The organism is Peribacillus sp. GL_122, assembly GCF_057835005.1.
The window spans coordinates 2,684,052-2,701,961 of sequence record NZ_CM174415.1; the positions used below are offsets into that span (position 1 = coordinate 2,684,052).

Here is a 17,910-nt window from a genome sequence, read left to right on the forward strand (position 1 = left end):
TGGAAATTCAAATATTAAAACCTAATTTCACACCTACAATAACGAGAAACTAGGCTTTATTTACTTCAAAATCGTACACTTCTGGAATAAACACAACTTACAAGATAGTTGTTTCTTGGAACCTATCCTATATACGCCTGCTTTAAAGTTTTAATGTCAATTTTCTTCATTTGGAGCAGCGCTTTCATAACTCTTTCCGATTTTTCAGGATTGGAGTCGTTTACCATCTCGGTTAGTTCCGCAGGGACAATTTGCCATGACACACCAAATCGATCTTTCAGCCAACCGCACACTTGCGCTTTTTCGTCTCCGCCTTCGGAAAGTTTTTCCCAATAATAATCCACATCTTCTTGATCGTCGCAATTGATGATAAATGATATTGCCTCTGTGAATTTGAATTGAGGGCCGCCATTCAATGCTACGAATGCTTGTCCTTCCAATTCAAATTCCACGGTCATCACTGACCCCTCTTGCTTCCCGTGGATTTGATTTCCTTCATTTCCATAGCGAGTGATCCTACCGATCTTAGAATTTTCGAAGATGGATGTGTAGAACTTTGCCGCCTCTTCAGCTTGATTATCAAACCACAAGTTGGTTGTGATTTTTTGAATTTTATTTTTCATAATTTCTCCTTTTCGGTTACATATTTAGTAAGTCTTTGATAACTAAACCCTTCAGTTATTTGGGTTATAAGTGAAATTTATTTTTCGAGTATTGAAATACCCTATTACTATACACCATTTATCAGGAACCTAGAAAATTATGTAAGGGTTAGGGTGAAGTTAAAAACCGTTTGAGAATTCAATTTTTACTAGCCAATCATTTAACTAATTACCTTTATATAGCATCCCCTAAGGGTTAACGAAAAATTATTTCCTTATGCTAGTTACGGTATCTTTGCCCCTAGTGTGATGGAAATAAAAAAGGATATAGAAACTTTTCACCAGTGAAAAGACCTATATCCAAATTGAAGAATAATCAATAAAGGGTCATGTTCATTTCTCAGCTCTCGAAGTTGAATTGCCATTTGATTCCGAATTTATCGGTTAACTGACCGTAAATTTTACTCCAGAATGTTTCTTGGAGCTCTAGACCAACCGTGCCGCCTACACTTAGTTTGTTAAAAATCGATTTAATTTCATCCAAGTCACTACCGACATATGCCAGGCTGATATTGTTGCCTTCAACAAAGGGCATACCAGGAAAAGTATCGGAAAACATGACATTGCTTCCATTAATATTTAGCCTTGTATGCATGACTAAATTCTTCGCTTCTTCTGGAAGGGCAAATTCCGGATTAGGCGGTGTTTCACCAAAGGTCATGATATTTGGTTGCTCCGTTCCAAAAACCTCTGCGTAAAACTCTACTGCTTCTCGACAATTCCCATTAAAATTAAGATATGCATCAACTGACATCTATCTCACTCCAATTTTTTTATTTTTATTCGTTGCTACAAGTTTATTGACATCATGTTGCATTATTACCTGACGAAAAACTCAGGTGGTTCAATTCCGAGCGTTCTAAGATAGATATAACCTTGTCCCCTATGATGGATCTCATTTTCCAAGGCATATTGAAGTCTGTCAAAGTGGCTTTGTGAGGGACCGAAAAAGGGATCCTTTTCCACCATTGCAAGCGTTTCCTCGGTCATTTCCTCCCACAGTTTCCTAGTATCATCCCTTACTGCTTCGCATGCTGAAACTAGTTCCTCTTTGGTGGAAATTCCAGCAAACGAATCTGGATACTCCCAAACACTAAGTGCAATACCACGCATATATCCAGTCTCAATGTTCATGATTTCTTTAACCATCTCTGCGAAAGGGCGAAGCTTCCCTGCCGGGGTATAGTGAAATAATTCCTCTTCAGGAAAGGCTTCAACCACCCGCATTGTTAATCTCCTGTTGCCTTCCAATATATTTAACAAACCCTCTTTCGATAGAACCACCATTTCACCCTCCTTTGAGAAATACTCTGTATAGAAGTTCTGGAGAAAATTGAAAAGTCCTGCAACTCCTGTGAATTTCTGTTTGTAAAGTTTACACAGCTTTTTTTAACTACCAGGGGAAGCTTCCTAAAAATATCATTTTTCTTTTGCATTAACACATAGACGGTTTTTACTCCAAGAGAGTTAGAGTTAAAGTACCATTAACTGTGGTAACTTAATATCTGGAAGGAATTCGCACATGGTAAATATTGATTAAATCTTGTATTTATTATACGATTCAATTGGTTATATATTTCCAACCAACAATATGCTTATACGTAATGGATATCATTAATAACGGAGCCAGCAGAAAAGGAGAGAAGCAAATGATTAATAAAGTCGGTCAAATCATGTTATATGTAAATAACCAAGACGAGTCATTGAAATTTTGGACGGAAAAATTCGGTTTTAGTGTAATTTCTGAAGAAGATAACGGCCAAGGGCTAAGATGGATTGAAATAGCCCCAACAAAGGAAGCACAAACGAGTATCATCCTGCATAATAAGGAATTCATTGCTAAAATGCAGCCGGAATTAAATCTTAATACACCTTCATTAATGTTTTACTCGGATAATCTTGATGAATTATATAAAGACTTTTCGGAGAAGAATATCAAAGTTGGGGAACTTGTGAATATGCCATCTGGAAGAGTCTTCAATTTTGCTGATAATGAAGATAATTACTTTGCGGTCATGGAAAAGAAGTAAATCATTAAAGATAAAAGAACATCAAAACGACTAGAAAAACTATTTTTTAGTCATTTTGATGTTTTTGATACTACTATTTAGTCTGCAGGCCTTGTCCCAGCAGGAAGTCCTGAGTTCTCAACCGTCTTGATCGGCCGAACGGTTATGTCTCCATTCACGTAAATTTGACAAGATAAACGCAAATGATCTTCCATTCCTTTGTCTTCAAAGACCTTTTTTTCTTTTTGTGTGACCTCCAAAAAATCACCTGCCAATATTTCCACTCTGCAAGTTGTACATTTAGCCTTCCCGCCGCATCGGTGAAGAATATTAATACCATTATCCTCCAATGCTAATACTAACTTTTTTCCATTCTCAACTTCAAACGTTCCTTGGTCAAATACTGTTACGTAAGGCATCTAATACCACCTCTTATTATAAAATATCTTTCAACAGGTCATTAACATATCTATTCTCTTACCTTGTCCATATGACATAAAAAAATGTGAAGTCATTACTGATTGCTAGTTAAGATGAATAATTAATTATCTTGAAGACAAACTTTAAGTACATTCATAATAATAAATTTAACAAAGCATAAACAGAGCTAGGGAAAATAAGAATGTTCATTTAGAGAGATAATTAAGATTTATTGAATAAAAGAGAGTGAAATAATAAAAGGGAGGTGCATGCCTGTGACTAATGGCAATTGTGATTTTTCACCAATGAAACAAATGTTAAAAGAGGAAATTCGTCAAGTAATATCGGCATTACAGGATAACTTAGAAGCAATGGGTGATGAAAATTATTGTCTTCTTGGAAATTTCGAGAAAATAAAGGATAAATTCGTATACATCGATATGAAAGCAGCAACATTTTATTTGAACTGTTATTTGTCACCATTTACGGACAAATATCCCGAATTATCAATTTGTGTACAAAATTTGTCGAACTTGAGACATGGCGGGTTGATTGTTATTCAACGGGGAGATTCTCTTGATTCTTTGATCCAACCAGGTATTTCAATAGGAGCGGAGTTAACCCATTCTTTATTGGAATCAATTTTTTTCCCTGGAAATCCACTACATGATGGTGCCGTATTGGTTAGTCAAAATCAGATTGTTTCCGCAGCAAATGTCCTTCCGCTTTCAGACAGACCAACAGGGGGAAAAAAACTTGGAACACGCCATCGCTCTGCTTTAGGTTTATCTGAACGAAGTGATGCCCTTGTATTGGTAGTATCAGAGGAAACAGGAAGAGTTTCATTCGCGTTTAATGGGAATTTATACCCAATTAATGCTCATGGGCCCATTTAGAATTTTTGAGACCATTAAGTCAATAGTGATTATAATGCTGTAGGTAATTCACCCCCGAAAAAATAATCATAGAGCAATTGGGTAAAGGAAAACGTATTTTTTACACTTTTGTAATTCAAAAGCTTATTTTTCTCGGTATTACAGGTACGGAAAAGGTCATGAATTAATTAACCCGGTGATTTTTACCGGGTTTTTGGTTGCTTTTTATATAAAAAAAGGCATATGATAAATAGGGAGTCTCAATCAGAAAAGTTATAAAACGAAAGAGGATTTTAAATGATAACCATTAAAAGTGAACGAGAAATAAATTTGATGCATGAAGCGGGCAAACTTCTTGCTGCGACGCATAGAGAAATTGCAAAAATGATAAAACCGGGCATCACGACTTGGGAAATCGAAGAATTTGTCGATAAGTACTTGGCAGAGCATGGTGCCACTCCTGAACAAAAGGGCTATAACGGCTACAAATATGCAACGTGTGCATCAGTGAATGATGTAATCTGCCACGGCTTTCCGCAAAAGAAAGCCTTAAAAGAGGGAGACATCGTTACGATTGATATGGTAGTGAACCTTAACGGAGGTTTGGCGGATTCAGCTTGGACATATGCAGTCGGAGAAGTTTCCGATGAAACTCAGCGTTTAATGGATGTAACCAAGAATGCTTTATATAGAGGCATCGAAGTTGCACGGGCAGGAAATCGTCTTGGGGACATCGGGCATGCAATCCAGTCATATGCAGAAGGTGAAAAGTTTTCTGTTGTTCGCGATTTTACAGGGCACGGAATCGGTAAAACCATGCACGAGGACCCAACAGTCCTACATTATGGTAAGCCAGGTAAAGGTGCCCGTTTAAAAGAGGGAATGGTCATCACGATCGAGCCAATGTTGAATGCAGGAACATGGCATATGAAAATGGACCAAGACGGCTGGACGGCAAGAACGGCAGATGGAAAACTCTCCGCCCAATATGAACATACCCTCGTCATTACAAAAGAAGATCCGATCATTTTAACGGAACAGTAAACAAAAAGAAGAAACGGCCTAATCATGTGCCGTTTCTTCTTTTTGTTTTATTGAAATATTTCACAATAAACCTCGGCAGAATATTCTGAATACCCTTTACCCACAATAGATCAAATTCGAAAAATTAGTACTAGGCAGTTAGGCATTAAAAACTTTACTATTATGTGGGAGCACAGGATAATAAGGGGAAGGAAGAAATAATTAATAATATGTTATATAAACACTATATAAAGGGGGTAATGACTGTGAAGAAAGGGGAGAAACTGTCTGCAACGGTTGAAACGGTTGGGTTGAGCCAGCGGGAATTTTTAACGATTTTTTTACTACACTCTTTGAGAATAAAAGCGAATTATCCAAGGGCGATTCATCAGGACCTAAAAAATACGTTCACTGGAAAAGTGCATAGCTATGACTATCTATGTAAAATATCCAATACGCTAGTCGAATCCAATCATTTATCAGTATATACGAATAAGGGAAGAAATTATTATCAAATAACTGAAAAAGGCAAAGAGCTTTACATATGGTATCAAGAAAATTTCCTGGAACGGTTTTCCGAAGTGAAAAAGGTCATTGATCGCTTCATGTTCGATTTAAGGGGTTCTGGTGAAAACCCACCAGTTATTAATGAACTTCCAGAAGAATACAGGTCGTATTTCTCGAAAATAATATCGGTGAAAGACCTTGTCCGTTATGTAACTTTAAAAGCCGCTTTCACTAAGAAGCCCATTTACATGGGGGAAATTGGCGATCTCCTTAAAAATCAGTTCGGTTGGATCGCTTCAAACGGCTATTTATACGATTTATCTCATGAAATGGAAGAGAACGGCCTTCTTGTCGGCAGGTGGGAAAGTGAAAAACGAACTAAACGGTATTTACGAATCACCGATGAAGGACAGCATCATTACAAACAGATTGCGGATTCTGCAGCCTTTCAAGTCCAGGAAATCCAAAAATACATGACCAGTGTCGTTATGTTCTTAAAAGAAAAGAGTTAAATGAAATAAGAAATGGAGCCCCTTAATTTTGCAAGGAGATTGAAGTTACATGCTTAAATTGAATCGTTCAAGGGTAAATGTTACTTAAAAAACTTCTTAACAAGGGGGAATGACTGATGGTGGAAAAACACGAAGAAATGGGAAGCATATTCAGTTTCATTAAAGGCCAGGTAGATAAACTGCCCATTTCACAATCGAAAAAGAACAAAATGCTCGACCAGCTCCTAAAGCTTAAAACGATGACAGTTGATGCAAGGGAACCGCGAATTGCTCTTGTAGGAAGGCGGGGGTCCGGAAAATCATCACTGATCAATGCGATGTTTGGACAGGAACGGCAATATGTCAGTTCCGTTAAATCTGGAACGGGTAAGGGAAAATGGCTTTGGTACCCGAGTGATGCCGAGCCCAAAATCCGTTTGCTGGACTCCCGGGGACTGGGTGAGAGTGAAGCTCCTACGGAAGAGTTCGAAGAAGAAACACCAATGGATGAATTGATAAAAGCGGTAACCGAAGAACAGCCTGATGTGTTTCTTTTTTTGATTAAAGCAAAAGAAACAGATTCAAGGGTTGAAGAAGATCTAAAAGAGTTGAAGAAGCTGCGCAAAATCGTTAAAGAGAATCACCATTATGATGTACCCGTAATCTGTGTGGTCACCCAAGTGGATGAATTAGATCCGCCCCATTATAAACAAGCACCTTTTGATGCCAATCCTAAGAAAAAACAGAATATTGATGAAGCCATCGCTTTGATGTCAAAACGATTTAAAGAGAGTGAAATACCACTATTGAATATCATTCCTATTTGTTCGTATATTGATTTTGATGAAAATGGAAATATTGAATATGATATGCGTTGGAACATAGATTTGCTTTCTGATTACTTGATCGAGGCCTTACCCAGTGAAGCGAAGCTGAAGACCGCCAAAGCGATGCAGAGCCAATTCGTTAAGAAGAAATTCGCGCGGACGATAGTGGGAACGTTTACGGCAATAGCTGGTTTAATAGGTGCAGAGCCGATACCTTTCGCTGATTTTCCCATTTTGACCGGCATTCAAGGTTTGATGATTGTGGTGATTGGTTTTATCGCGGATAAAGAAATCAATACAAAAACTGCAAGTGAATTCATTGCGGCATTAGGGATCAATGTTGGAATCGGTCTCCTTGTGAGGGAAGGTGTCAGGGCTGCAGTCCGATTCATCCCAGGAGCTGGTCTAGCGGTTTCAGGTGCGGTAGCGGGCGCGGTCACATATGGAATCGGGCAAGCAGCGATAGCTTACTTTCTCGAAAACAAAGATATTGATCAGGCGAAGGAAGCTTACAAGAACGCGAACAAAGAATATAAAAATGAAGATATTGACTCTTAATGGGCAGATTCAAACCATAAACTACACTAAGGTGATATGATAAAGTGGAGTTCGCAGTTCTGTTTCTGCTGCAAAATGGTTCAGGATTTTGTTTACTACAGAAGGGATGATCTTCATGTCGTTTTTTCATTCACAGAAGCAAAAAGAATATATACAAAAATTAGAGGATGCGATTCAGTCCTTTTCCGGCCGATCTGAAGCGCTTGATGATTCAAAGGGATTTCCTTTTGAAAACATTCAGGAGTTAAAGGAATTCGGATATCCCCAATTAACTTTAGCAAAAGAAGATGGCGGATATGGCGGTTCGTTATATGATTTTCTCCTATGCCAAGAAAAAATAGCCCAATATTGCGGCCCGACAGCCTTAGGAATAGGGTGGCATGTCGGAACGGTCCTATCCTTAACGGAGAAGAGACCATGGGAAAAAGGAGTCATGAATGAATTGTTTGATGAAGTGTCTAAAGGCGCTCTCATCAACACGGCAGCATCTGAGGCTGGAACAGGAAGCCCGACGCGCGGAGGCCGACCGGAAACGATCGCTATCAAAAAGGGTCAACAATGGAATTTGAATGGCAGAAAGACTTTCACTACACTCTCACCCGTCCTTGATATTTTTCTAGTAACGGCATGGGTTCCCGAGGATGAGCAGCTAGGCACATTTTTAATTCATCGTGATGTAATGGGGGTAAGTATAGAAGAAACTTGGGATATGATTTCCATGCAGGGGACAGGAAGTCACGATTTGGTATTAAATGATGTCAGCCTGCCTGAAAAGTATTATGTGATGAAAAGCAATCCTGGTGAAAAAAGAAAGCCTGAAGCGTGGCTATTACATATACCGGCTTGCTACTTGGGTATCGCAGTGGCTGCCAGAAATTACGCAGTCGAATTTGCGAAAACCTATTCTCCCAATAGTTTACCAGGAACAATCAGGGACCTTCCGAATGTTCAACGGACAATCGGGGAGATGGAACTGGAATTGGGCGAAGCACACCATTTCCTCTACTCTGTCGCAGAAAAATGGGTGCGGCACCCTGAAAGTCATGATGAATTATCGAAGCAATTGGGTGCTGTTAAGTTATCGGTCGTCAACAAATCGATTTCCATCGTCGATAAAGCGATGAGAGTCGTCGGTGCCAAAAGCTTACAACGAAATAATCCCCTGCAACGTTACTATAGGGATGTACGAGCAGGACTTCATAATCCTCCGATGGATGATGCGACAATCACCACGCTCGCAAAGTCAGCTCTTTATTAAGTTCGTATTCGGATATTATTTTGATGGCACTGAAATGACTTCGTCGTTTCAGTGTTTTTTTTAGCCTTGAATCATCCGCTTTCTTTGTTGGGTCCCTCTAGCTGCATCTTTTTTTAGTCCAGCATGAAAATTTCACTAGCTTATCATTCTCTATCTTGTTATGATTGATATACCTGTCTAAATCTTCGAAAAATATCGAAAGTTCGGTGTAATAATGAATCTTATGACAAAAGATTTACTGATTAACTTTTTAATTATCCTTTTTCCGATCTTTTTATTGCAAATGAGCTATCTAGTGAAGTACGTATACCGTTTAGATGCATTAAAAGGATCCTTCCTATCGATTTTCCCTATTCTTTCACTTGTTCTATGCATGCTGTTTCCCGTTGTTATAGAAGAGGATTTTGTTTGGGATCTTAGATGGATCCCTTTTCTTTTAGGCGGTTTATATGGAGGCTACCGGCTAGGAATCATATTGATAGTCATCACTCTTCTTATTCGCTATTTATCAGGGGGGGAAAATGGATTTTATATCTCATGCATCACTTTTCCACTCATGGGTGTTTCCTTGTTTTTTATATCTAAATACTATCTAAAAATGTCTGTCAGTAAAAAAATCTGCATTGGTATATCATTAATATTCATTGTTCATAGTCTCACACAGTTTATTTCAACAGTAGTATTTGAACTTACTATCGGTATAAGTCTATGGAAACAATACTTCACGATTCAAGTCATAGGAATCGTTGTTGTGATCATATTATGGGAAGTCATCCTCACTAATTTTCAGGTTCTCGAAAAATTAGTGAAAGCGGAAAAGTTGCAGCTCGTAAGTCATCTGGCTGCAAGCATATCTCATGAAGTCAGAAATCCCCTTACAGTTACCAGGGGATATATTCAAATGTTAAGCGAAGACGTGTCTTCCCACACGAAGGTCAATTATGCAAATATTGCATTGAAGGAATTAGATCGGGCCACAGATGTCATTAATGATTATTTGACGTTTGCTGCCATAAGCCCTGAAAACACAGAGCGATTAAGGGTATCCGAGGAAATTCAGCATGTCGTGAACAACATAAAACCATTGGCTAACAATAATCGAACGGAATTGAAGCTATCCCTAATCGAAGATGGAGCTTATTATGTCATGGGGGAAAGGAAGAAATTCCAGCAGTGCTTGTTCAATATCTTAAAGAATGGCGTAGAATCGATGCACCATGATGGTGAAATATACATACAGTTAATTCGTGCTGCCACCACCATCCAAATTAAGATTCAAGATCAGGGAATTGGGATGACACAGGAACAAATATACCGTTTAGGTGAGCCTTACTTCACGACAAAAAATAAAGGGACGGGATTAGGAATGATGGTTTCATATAGCGTTATCAAAAGCATGGATGGAACGGTACATGTATCAAGTGTACAAGGGAAAGGGACATGTTTCTCTATTAACCTGCCTATACATAGAAACGAGCTGATTTAAGTTTAGTGTAAATTGACGGTTTTAAACTCATAGATTACAATTTAAGTAAACTACCAATATTATGAAATGATTCAATAACGCATTTGATACCTAAGGGAGATGATGAAATGAAATCGCTTACAGATGGACAAATCATTTGGGAACCGACAAAGGAACAAATCGAGCAAACGGTATTGACTCAATATGTGAAATGGTTAAAAGAAAAGAAAGGTTTAACATTTCATGATTATCATGAATTATGGAAATGGTCGGTAGATGAACTGGAGGAATTTTGGGCTTCCATTTGGGAATATTGTGATGTAAAAGCAGCCAGGAAATATGATAGGGTTTTAGCGGAGCAAACAATGCCAGGTGCGAAATGGTTCGAGGGGGCAAGGCTAAATTATGCTGAAAATGCATTAATGAATGATCAAGAAGAAAAAACGGCGATTTTTTTTCGTTCCGAACATATCAGGCAGCAAGAGGTTAGCTGGAAAGAGCTGAAAGAAAAAGTAGCTTCTGTCGCCCATTCATTAAGGAAACTTGGTGTGAAATCCGGTGACCGTGTTGTTGCCTATATGCCGAATATTCCTGAAGCGGTCATAGCTTTCTTGGCAACAGCAAGCATAGGTGCCATCTGGTCCAGTTGCTCACCTGACTTTGGGGCAAGAAGTGTCATAGATCGTTTCAAACAGGTTGAACCGGTTGTATTACTGGCGGTTGATGGGTATCAGTACAATGGAAATGTATATGATAAAACATCAGTCGTCTCACAGCTTATACAGGAATTGGTCACTCTCAAGCATACCGTGTTAGTTCCTTACATAGAAAAAAAGAATTTGGAAGTGAATCTGGCAGATGTGATTCCTTGGGATGACCTTTTAAAAGAAAAGACAGAATTATCTTTTGAAAGTGTTCCGTTCGATCATCCGCTATGGATTCTTTATTCATCAGGTACAACCGGGATGCCAAAACCAATTGTACAAGGGCATGGCGGTATATTATTGGAGCATTTTAAATCAACAAGAATCCATCAAGGCATGGCTTCCGAGGATACTGTATTCTGGTTTACGACGACAGGCTGGATGATGTGGAATCTCCTTATGGGCGGTCTACTTAATGAAGGGACCATCGTCCTTTATGACGGCAGTCCTTCTTTTCCGAATATGAATGCCCTTTGGGAATTGGCGGAAGATACAGGCATGACTTTCTTTGGAACAAGTGCACCTTTCCTTACCAATTCCATGAAGTTGGGAAATAAACCCATGGGAAAATATGATTTATCCAAATTGAAGGCTCTTTTTTCCACTGGAGCTCCATTGTCTGGCGACGGTTATAAATGGGTGTATGAGAATGTCAAGAAGGATATCTGGCTCAGTTCATCCAGTGGCGGAACCGATGTTTGTGCCGGTTTTGTTGGCGGTGTCCCAACATTGCCCGTGAGAATCGGAGAAATACAAGGAAGGGCATTAGGGGTTTGTGCGGAAGCCTTTGATGAGCATGGTCAAACATTGATTAATGAAGTCGGTGAATTGGTCATTACCAAACCGATGCCGTCCATGCCGCTATACTTCTGGAATGATCAAAACGGGTCAAGATACTACGAGAGTTATTTCGATACGTATCCTGGCATATGGAAACATGGTGATTGGATAAAAATCGACGACAAGGGCAGCTGTATCATTTATGGACGTTCCGACTCGACCATCAACCGTTCTGGTGTACGGATGGGAACTAGCGATATCTACCGGGTCGTCGAAGCGATAGACGAGGTGATGGAAAGCCTTGTCATTGATAGGGAAGTGCTTGGCCGGGGTTCCTCACTGTTACTGTTCGTTGTTCTTAAGCCCGGTAAAGCCCTGGATACTTCATTGACGGCAAAAATCAAGGAACAAATCAGAGGGCATGTGTCCCCTCGCTTTATTCCTGACCAAATCCATGTCGTTGAACAAATTCCAAAAACATTGAACGGAAAGAAAATGGAAGTCCCGATTCGTAAAGTGTTATTAGGGTTCGAGTTTGATAAGGTAGTGAATGCAGACTCCATGGGAAATCCAGAATCGCTACAGTTCTTTAAAGAATTAGCTCTCGAGTTGAATGAGAAAAAAATATTCTAGCATTAAGGCGGAGCAAAAAGCTCCGTCTTTTTTAGTTTAATGGGTCTGGTGCTATTTCCCCAACAAGCACTTCTATTTCTGGATATGGGTTTTTATTTTCGAAGTCAATATGAAAATATTTTTACACGATATACGAAAAAGGAAAGCTCATTAGCATAAATCCAGAGCTGCAGGCGTAATAGTTCATGATTATGAATTTCGCTGCCTTTATGAACACCTGGATGACGATAAGAACTATCCAACAGTGTCCCTGTAGGCAATATACGCAATAATGATTCATTATATTTGAATAGTATTCTTATAATTAATTTAGAGGAATCAGTTAGATGGCTATGAAGAAGCAGGAGAAAGGTAAATGGGAAAAGACGTAATATCTTTTGCGAAGGTGCAATCGCAACTTCCATGTGGCGGAGGTGGATTTTCATTCTTTGCAATAATTGGTATGTTTCTGCTGAAAGATAAACCAGAAAGGAAACGGTGCCTATAAATTCGATTACACTGGCTTGATCATTTTTACCATTATAATGATTGCCTTGAATGTATTTATTAATTACGGAGCAGATTAGGATGGACAAGTCCGATTTCAATCGTCCTACTCGTTGCCACAATCATAGGCATTATTATTTAATCGTTGAAAATAGCAAAGATATCGTTCTGATTGACTTTGCTGTATTTCAAAATAAGCCATATACAGGTGGCAAGTTCACTTGGCAGTGCATTCGGCGCCGCGATTTCTTCAGCTGCTGTTTACGGTGGAATAGCAGCAAATTGAAAGCTTGAAACAGCGGCTTCAATAGGGATTTTCGTAAACGTTATATTCGCTGTGCTTTCAATATCATCTATTATCTTTTTGGTGCAAAAGATACCGCTAAAACATCTAATGCTCCTAAAAAATCACCGGCTGGTAGCAACCGGAACCCTATTGCAGAATAATTAGCTGTTGGAAATGTAAAATGCCACATTTAACGGCGTTTTCGAAAAATAATGAAGGGATGAAGAGATTATGAGAAGTGAATTAATGGAAATGCTACAATCCCGTACGGATGAAATGATTGAAATTCGTAGATACCTACATGAAAATCCTGAGCTTTCTTTTAAAGAAGAAAAGACAGCTCAATATATTATCGATTTTTATAAAGAAAAGGACGTAGAAGTTCAATCTAATGTAGGTAATGGATACGGAATTATCGTGACCATTAAAGGTGGAAAGCCTGGAAAAAACATCGGTCTTCGAGCTGATTTTGATGCGCTTCCAATTGTTGAAGAAACGGATATACCCTTTAAATCAAAAAATGAAGGCGTTATGCATGCGTGTGGTCATGATGGCCATACAGCCTACTTGTTAGTCTTAGCGGATTGCCTCATTCAATTAAAAGATGAAATTCCCGGTACAATCAAAATTATTCATCAGCATGCGGAAGAAGTTCCGCCAGGCGGGGCAAAGAGTATTGTAGAATCCGGGGTACTTGACGATTTAGATAATATATTTGGCATCCATCTGCTGCCAATGGATTCAGCAGGAGTTGTTGGTTATCATGCTGGATATTCCTTTAACGGCAGGGCTTATTTGAAATTAAAAATTCAAGGCAGAGGTGGACATGGTTCCTCACCACATCTAGCAAATGATGCCATTGTGGCTGGTGCTCATTTTGTTACAGCTGCTCAAACGATTATTAGCCGTCGATTAAGTCCATTTGATATTGGTGTGATTACTATTGGATCTTTTGATGGAAAAGGAACATTTAATATAATTAAAGACAGCGTAGAGCTTGAAGGCGATATCCGTTATATGACTGTTGAAACAAAAGAAAAAATTGAAAAGGAAGTTAAACGCCTTGTAAAAGGACATGAAGAAGAGTTTGGTGTAACATGTGATCTTACATATACGAATGACTATCCACCTTTATATAATGATCCCGAACTAACAGGAAAAGTTGCTGAGTTTCTTAAGAATGCAAAGGATAAAGATATTAAAGAAGTAATGGAATTTCCAGCAATGCCGCCATCTGAAGACTTTGCTTACTATGCTGAAAAAATCCCTTCCTGTTTCTTTTACATTGCTTGTACACCTAAAGGAGTAGAAAAACCTTATTTTAATCATAATCCTAAATTTGATATCGATGAAGATGCCCTTCTCGTGGCAGCAAAAGCAGTAGGGTATGTTGTTTGTGGTTATTATGAGTTAGATTAAGGAAAAGATTAGAATCATTTGTAAGGTGTGGTTCAGATTACCACAGGATTTGCTGAATTAGATATTTTTATTAGTAAAAAGTAAAACGATTGCGGAGAAAGGCTAATGGCAGTACCTGATAGACGGATTCTCCGTGTGAAGGGAAACTTTCATGCACGGTGCGAGGTAGGGGCTGATTGATTCTATAAATAAAAAATCTAACCACCCTATTACTATGGAAAAGGCAACGATAACTTCGAATTTTCACCTATCTGTAAATAGGGAATGCAAATAAATCAACCCTTTTTATAGAATGAATCAATTGAATTTTTATAAGGGTGTGTTTGGATCATCCTAAACACGCCCTTAAAATATGTCATTTTATCAAGGTAAGGTATAGAATTGATCATACTTTATGGATATGTTTTAAAAGAAGAGGCTAACCAAATTAGAGGCCTGGTTTGACGCTGGTAAAGTGAAATGGGAGATGGTTTCGTTAACACGTCAAGCATTGTGAAAATGAATGCTTGATGATAAATATAAACCTTATTGATCCAAATTATGTTATTCTATTTTTGTTTACAACAGTCCGTCTGAAAAACTGTAAAGGGGGTATAAGGCTTAATGGTTAAGGAAAAAAAAATCAAGCTAAAGAAGCCAAAGAAGTGGTGGGTATGGGTTCTAGCAATAGTCATCATTGCTAATATAGCAGGTAGTGGGGCTGAAGAGGAAGTTGATAAAGAAGAGAAGGCTTCTGATACTGCTGAACTTAGGGAGGAAGCTCCTAGACAATCTTTACTGCTGCAAGGATTTTCGCGAGTCTCGAATTTTCTCTTTTTCCATACATTAATTATGTTAAAACTATAGACTCTATGCCCTTTCCCAACTTTAAAATTTACCCGTATTGTCAATCGGAAAAATGTAAAAATGTTTCGCTTATACATAAGCTTGTTTGGGATTCCTTGCGACATAGAAAAGCTGCTATAAGCTTGTTTTTTCGTAGCTAATAACTTCAAATTATACACTGTTCATAAAGTTCAAACTTGTCCATATTTAATTATCAGAAAATAGAGCTTTTTCAGATAATAATTGAAATATCCATTAAAACCCGATAATATACAACTAGTAGTACAACTCTATATCAGCGGATGAAGATTGTGGGAGAGACTAAACATTGTTTAGCACCGAAGGAGCAAACCCTAAAAAGCAGGGGACTAATCTCTCAGGTAAAAGGACTACAATTGGACGCGTCTCTGAAGAGAGCCATAGGCCACCGAAGGAGCTAAACTCTCAGGTAAAAGGACAGAGGAAGTTAGGAAAATCCCTATCTTTCCTCTGCCTTTTTTTGTACTTGGAAAGATAAAAAGAGAGGAGAGTGCATGGAGATATGTAGATAAATGAGTCTATCCTTTGATTTGTGCAACTAATGGTATATTTTCAAAAAAGGTTGGTAGATCTATTTCAAAAAACTATATCTAGTACCCACCAAGAAAGCGCTTACAGTGATAGGTCAGTCTCCCAGTATGCTAATAATTCACACTCATTGAAGGACTGAACCTTTATAAGGAAAAAATTCCAAGTAGCCTATAAAAGTAGAAAGTGGGGAATCGTATGCAGGAACAAAAGTTGGATAGAGGGTTAAAAAACAGGCACGTACAACTCATAGCTATTGGTGGTGCAATCGGAACGGGATTATTTCTTGGGGCAGGAAAATCTATTCATTTAGCTGGGCCATCAATTCTATTTGCTTACATGATTACAGGCATCATTTGTTTTTTAATCATGCGCGCACTTGGAGAACTACTCTTATCTAATTTGAACTATCATTCCTTTGTTGACTTTGTAAGAGACTATTTAGGTAATATGGCAGCATTTGTAACCGGCTGGACATACTGGTTCTGCTGGATTTCAATCGCAATGGCCGACTTAACAGCAGTTGGACTTTATACTCAGTATTGGTTTCCCTCCGTACCGCAGTGGATGCCTGGATTAATTGCACTAGTCATTCTGCTATTTATGAATCTTGCAACCGTAAAACTTTTTGGCGAAATGGAATTCTGGTTCGCATTAATTAAGGTCATAGCTATTCTAGCATTAATTGTTATCGGTATTTTCATGATTATTAAAGGCTTTTCCACTGATTCAGGCGCAGCAAGTTTCACGAATCTGTGGAGTCACGAAGGTATGTTCCCAAATGGAATAAATGGTTTTGTCCTCTCATTCCAGATGGTAGTGTTTGCGTTTGTGGGCATTGAACTTGTAGGACTTACAGCAGGTGAAACAGAAGATCCAGAAAAAGTTATCCCCAAGGCGATCAATAATATTCCTATTCGGATTATAATTTTCTACATTGGCGCACTTATTGTCATTATGAGTGTTTATCCGTGGAACGCAATCATCCCAACGGAAAGCCCATTCGTTCAAGTATTTGTGGCTGTAGGTATTGCTGGAGCTGCTGGTATCGTTAATTTTGTAGTCCTAACATCGGCTGCTTCGGCATGTAACAGCGCAATCTTCAGTACAAGCCGGATGGTATACTCACTTGCCAAAGATAAAAATGCACCTGTACCGTTTGCAAAACTTAATGACCGTAAAGTACCTTCCAATGCATTGTTCTTTTCAACTGTTGTCATTTTAATTTCTGTTGTTTTGAATTATTTAATGCCTGAAGGAGTATTTACCTTGATTACAAGTATTTCTACCGTATGTTTCATCTTTATTTGGGGAATTACAGTCATCAGTCATTTGAAATACCGTAAAACAAGACCAGATCTAGTGAAAAAGAACAAATTTAAATTACCACTTTATCCAATTTCCAATTACTTGATCCTTGTTTTCCTAGCGTTCGTCCTTGTTGTTCTTGCACTTGCGGACGACACTCGTGTTGCCTTATTCGTTACTCCTGTTTGGTTCATTATGCTGATTGCGATTTATAAGATGCGCATAACGAAGGTGGATCAGGAGAATCAGAGAGAGGTAGCGGGGAATTAAGAGGCAAGAAATCCTTTGATTCTATTTGCTGTGTTTGTCCAGATAGTTGCCGCTCCATTTTTTCCAACTCGGTGAGTAAAAAATCTGCCCGTTTTAAAAAGCCAAAGATATCTGGTTGATTCTATGATAATTCGAAATAAATATTTTAGAATAGTATTGTTAGCGCTTTCAAAAATGCTTGACATAATTAATCGCAACTACTATTCTAAATGTACCAAATTGAATAAGCGGATGACAGTTGTGGGAGAGTGCAATGCGACACAAGCCACCGAAGGAGCAAGTTCCAAAAAGACCCTTGGAATAAATCTCTCAGGTAGATGGAACCACAACTGGACGCACCTCTGGAGAGCGCGTATAAACATGTACGCCACCAAAGGGGAAAGGCTCTATTAAAAAATGGAGCTAAACTCTCAGGTAAAAGGACAGAGAAGGGTAGAGAACGTGAACGCTACGTTACCCTTTTCTGTCCTTTTTTGCGTGCAAAAAAGGTAGTAAATCACACTGTTTTTAACAGTCTTCATAGAAAAGTAGCTGTAG

16 protein-coding genes and 3 riboswitches are annotated in these 17,910 nt (G+C 38.6%); of the genes, 11 read left to right on the forward strand and 5 right to left on the reverse strand.

Going from position 1 to position 17,910, the window contains the following annotated elements:
- Positions 1-122: 122 nt before the first annotated feature.
- The 3 genes from AC3ISB_RS12945 to AC3ISB_RS12955 form a co-directional block, all read right to left on the reverse strand.
- Positions 123-623 carry a VOC family protein gene (locus AC3ISB_RS12945; RefSeq protein WP_339202154.1) on the reverse strand — a complete coding sequence of 167 codons (501 nt, stop codon included), beginning with the start codon at positions 621-623 and terminating at the stop codon, positions 123-125.
- Between the two features lie 379 nt (positions 624-1,002).
- Entirely contained in the window at positions 1,003-1,416 is a 414-nt protein-coding gene (locus AC3ISB_RS12950) for a VOC family protein (protein WP_141994899.1), read from the reverse strand.
- Positions 1,417-1,481: 65 nt separating this feature from the next.
- Entirely contained in the window at positions 1,482-1,949 is a 468-nt protein-coding gene (locus tag AC3ISB_RS12955; protein WP_141994898.1) for a DinB family protein, read from the reverse strand.
- Between the two features lie 362 nt (positions 1,950-2,311).
- Between AC3ISB_RS12955 and AC3ISB_RS12960 the strand changes: the two genes are divergently transcribed.
- Positions 2,312-2,692, forward strand: a complete 381-nt coding sequence (locus AC3ISB_RS12960) for a VOC family protein (protein ID WP_063233829.1) — start codon at positions 2,312-2,314, stop codon at positions 2,690-2,692.
- A gap of 77 nt (positions 2,693-2,769) precedes the next feature.
- Here the strand turns inward: AC3ISB_RS12960 and AC3ISB_RS12965 are convergent, their stop codons facing one another.
- Positions 2,770-3,090 carry a 2Fe-2S iron-sulfur cluster-binding protein gene (locus AC3ISB_RS12965; protein WP_098372254.1) on the reverse strand — a complete coding sequence of 107 codons (321 nt, stop codon included), beginning with the start codon at positions 3,088-3,090 and terminating at the stop codon, positions 2,770-2,772.
- 270 nt (positions 3,091-3,360) lie between these two features.
- On the opposite strand from AC3ISB_RS12965, the gene cdaS reads away from it, so the two are divergent.
- From cdaS to AC3ISB_RS13000, 7 genes are all read left to right on the forward strand, one after another.
- A complete protein-coding gene (gene cdaS / locus AC3ISB_RS12970) occupies positions 3,361-3,987 on the forward strand; it encodes a sporulation-specific diadenylate cyclase CdaS (RefSeq protein ID WP_141994897.1) in 627 nt (208 codons plus the stop codon).
- A gap of 276 nt (positions 3,988-4,263) precedes the next feature.
- On the forward strand, positions 4,264-5,010 hold the full coding sequence (gene map / locus AC3ISB_RS12975) for a type I methionyl aminopeptidase (protein ID WP_098372255.1): 747 nt from the start codon (positions 4,264-4,266) through the stop codon (positions 5,008-5,010).
- 245 nt (positions 5,011-5,255) lie between these two features.
- A complete protein-coding gene (locus tag AC3ISB_RS12980) occupies positions 5,256-6,008 on the forward strand; it encodes a PadR family transcriptional regulator (protein ID WP_489276668.1) in 753 nt (250 codons plus the stop codon).
- A gap of 116 nt (positions 6,009-6,124) precedes the next feature.
- Positions 6,125-7,372: a GTPase family protein gene (locus tag AC3ISB_RS12985; protein ID WP_141994894.1), complete on the forward strand. Its 1,248-nt coding sequence runs from the start codon at positions 6,125-6,127 to the stop codon at positions 7,370-7,372.
- Between the two features lie 115 nt (positions 7,373-7,487).
- Entirely contained in the window at positions 7,488-8,630 is a 1,143-nt protein-coding gene (locus tag AC3ISB_RS12990) for an acyl-CoA dehydrogenase family protein (RefSeq protein ID WP_489276670.1), read from the forward strand.
- Between the two features lie 214 nt (positions 8,631-8,844).
- Positions 8,845-10,116 (forward strand): ATP-binding protein, encoded by a 1,272-nt coding sequence (locus tag AC3ISB_RS12995; RefSeq protein ID WP_489276672.1) that lies wholly within the window; start codon positions 8,845-8,847, stop codon positions 10,114-10,116.
- Between the two features lie 107 nt (positions 10,117-10,223).
- Positions 10,224-12,212, forward strand: coding sequence for an acetoacetate--CoA ligase (locus AC3ISB_RS13000; protein ID WP_489276674.1), 1,989 nt, complete (start codon positions 10,224-10,226; stop codon positions 12,210-12,212).
- Positions 12,213-12,316: 104 nt separating this feature from the next.
- Here AC3ISB_RS13000 and AC3ISB_RS13005 read toward each other — a convergent pair whose 3' ends face one another.
- Positions 12,317-12,799, reverse strand: a complete 483-nt coding sequence (locus tag AC3ISB_RS13005) for a hypothetical protein (protein ID WP_489276675.1) — start codon at positions 12,797-12,799, stop codon at positions 12,317-12,319.
- A 416-nt stretch (positions 12,800-13,215) separates the two neighbouring features.
- Here AC3ISB_RS13005 and AC3ISB_RS13010 point away from each other — a divergent pair, with 416 nt between their 5' ends.
- The 3 genes from AC3ISB_RS13010 (at position 13,216) to AC3ISB_RS13020 (ending at position 17,373) form a co-directional block, all read left to right on the forward strand.
- The gene (locus AC3ISB_RS13010; protein WP_489276677.1) at positions 13,216-14,403 is read left to right on the forward strand and encodes an amidohydrolase; all 1,188 of its coding nucleotides are present in this window, start codon (positions 13,216-13,218) and stop codon (positions 14,401-14,403) included.
- Between the two features lie 603 nt (positions 14,404-15,006).
- On the forward strand, positions 15,007-15,249 hold the full coding sequence (locus tag AC3ISB_RS13015; protein WP_489276679.1) for a hypothetical protein: 243 nt from the start codon (positions 15,007-15,009) through the stop codon (positions 15,247-15,249).
- Between the two features lie 281 nt (positions 15,250-15,530).
- Positions 15,531-15,630: riboswitch (glycine riboswitch) on the forward strand.
- Positions 15,631-15,633: 3 nt separating this feature from the next.
- A riboswitch (glycine riboswitch) is annotated at positions 15,634-15,690 on the forward strand.
- A 303-nt stretch (positions 15,691-15,993) separates the two neighbouring features.
- Complete coding sequence (locus AC3ISB_RS13020; RefSeq protein WP_489276681.1) at positions 15,994-17,373, forward strand: amino acid permease; 1,380 nt, start codon at positions 15,994-15,996, stop codon at positions 17,371-17,373.
- A 331-nt stretch (positions 17,374-17,704) separates the two neighbouring features.
- A riboswitch (glycine riboswitch) is annotated at positions 17,705-17,809 on the forward strand.
- The last annotated feature ends 101 nt before the right edge of the window (positions 17,810-17,910 follow it).

Coding starts and splice junctions, on each gene's coding strand:
- AC3ISB_RS12945 (WP_339202154.1), bottom strand. CDS start 623: ATGAAAAATAAAATTCAAAAAATCACAACCAACTTGTGGTTTGATAAT.
- AC3ISB_RS12950 (WP_141994899.1), bottom strand. CDS start 1,416: ATGTCAGTTGATGCATATCTTAATTTTAATGGGAATTGTCGAGAAGCA.
- AC3ISB_RS12955 (WP_141994898.1), bottom strand. CDS start 1,949: ATGGTGGTTCTATCGAAAGAGGGTTTGTTAAATATATTGGAAGGCAAC.
- AC3ISB_RS12960 (WP_063233829.1), top strand. CDS start 2,312: ATGATTAATAAAGTCGGTCAAATCATGTTATATGTAAATAACCAAGAC.
- AC3ISB_RS12965 (WP_098372254.1), bottom strand. CDS start 3,090: ATGCCTTACGTAACAGTATTTGACCAAGGAACGTTTGAAGTTGAGAAT.
- cdaS (WP_141994897.1), top strand. CDS start 3,361: ATGCCTGTGACTAATGGCAATTGTGATTTTTCACCAATGAAACAAATG.
- map (WP_098372255.1), top strand. CDS start 4,264: ATGATAACCATTAAAAGTGAACGAGAAATAAATTTGATGCATGAAGCG.
- AC3ISB_RS12985 (WP_141994894.1), top strand. CDS start 6,125: ATGGTGGAAAAACACGAAGAAATGGGAAGCATATTCAGTTTCATTAAA.
- AC3ISB_RS12990 (WP_489276670.1), top strand. CDS start 7,488: ATGTCGTTTTTTCATTCACAGAAGCAAAAAGAATATATACAAAAATTA.
- AC3ISB_RS12995 (WP_489276672.1), top strand. CDS start 8,845: ATGAATCTTATGACAAAAGATTTACTGATTAACTTTTTAATTATCCTT.
- AC3ISB_RS13000 (WP_489276674.1), top strand. CDS start 10,224: ATGAAATCGCTTACAGATGGACAAATCATTTGGGAACCGACAAAGGAA.
- AC3ISB_RS13010 (WP_489276677.1), top strand. CDS start 13,216: ATGAGAAGTGAATTAATGGAAATGCTACAATCCCGTACGGATGAAATG.
- AC3ISB_RS13015 (WP_489276679.1), top strand. CDS start 15,007: ATGGTTAAGGAAAAAAAAATCAAGCTAAAGAAGCCAAAGAAGTGGTGG.
- AC3ISB_RS13020 (WP_489276681.1), top strand. CDS start 15,994: ATGCAGGAACAAAAGTTGGATAGAGGGTTAAAAAACAGGCACGTACAA.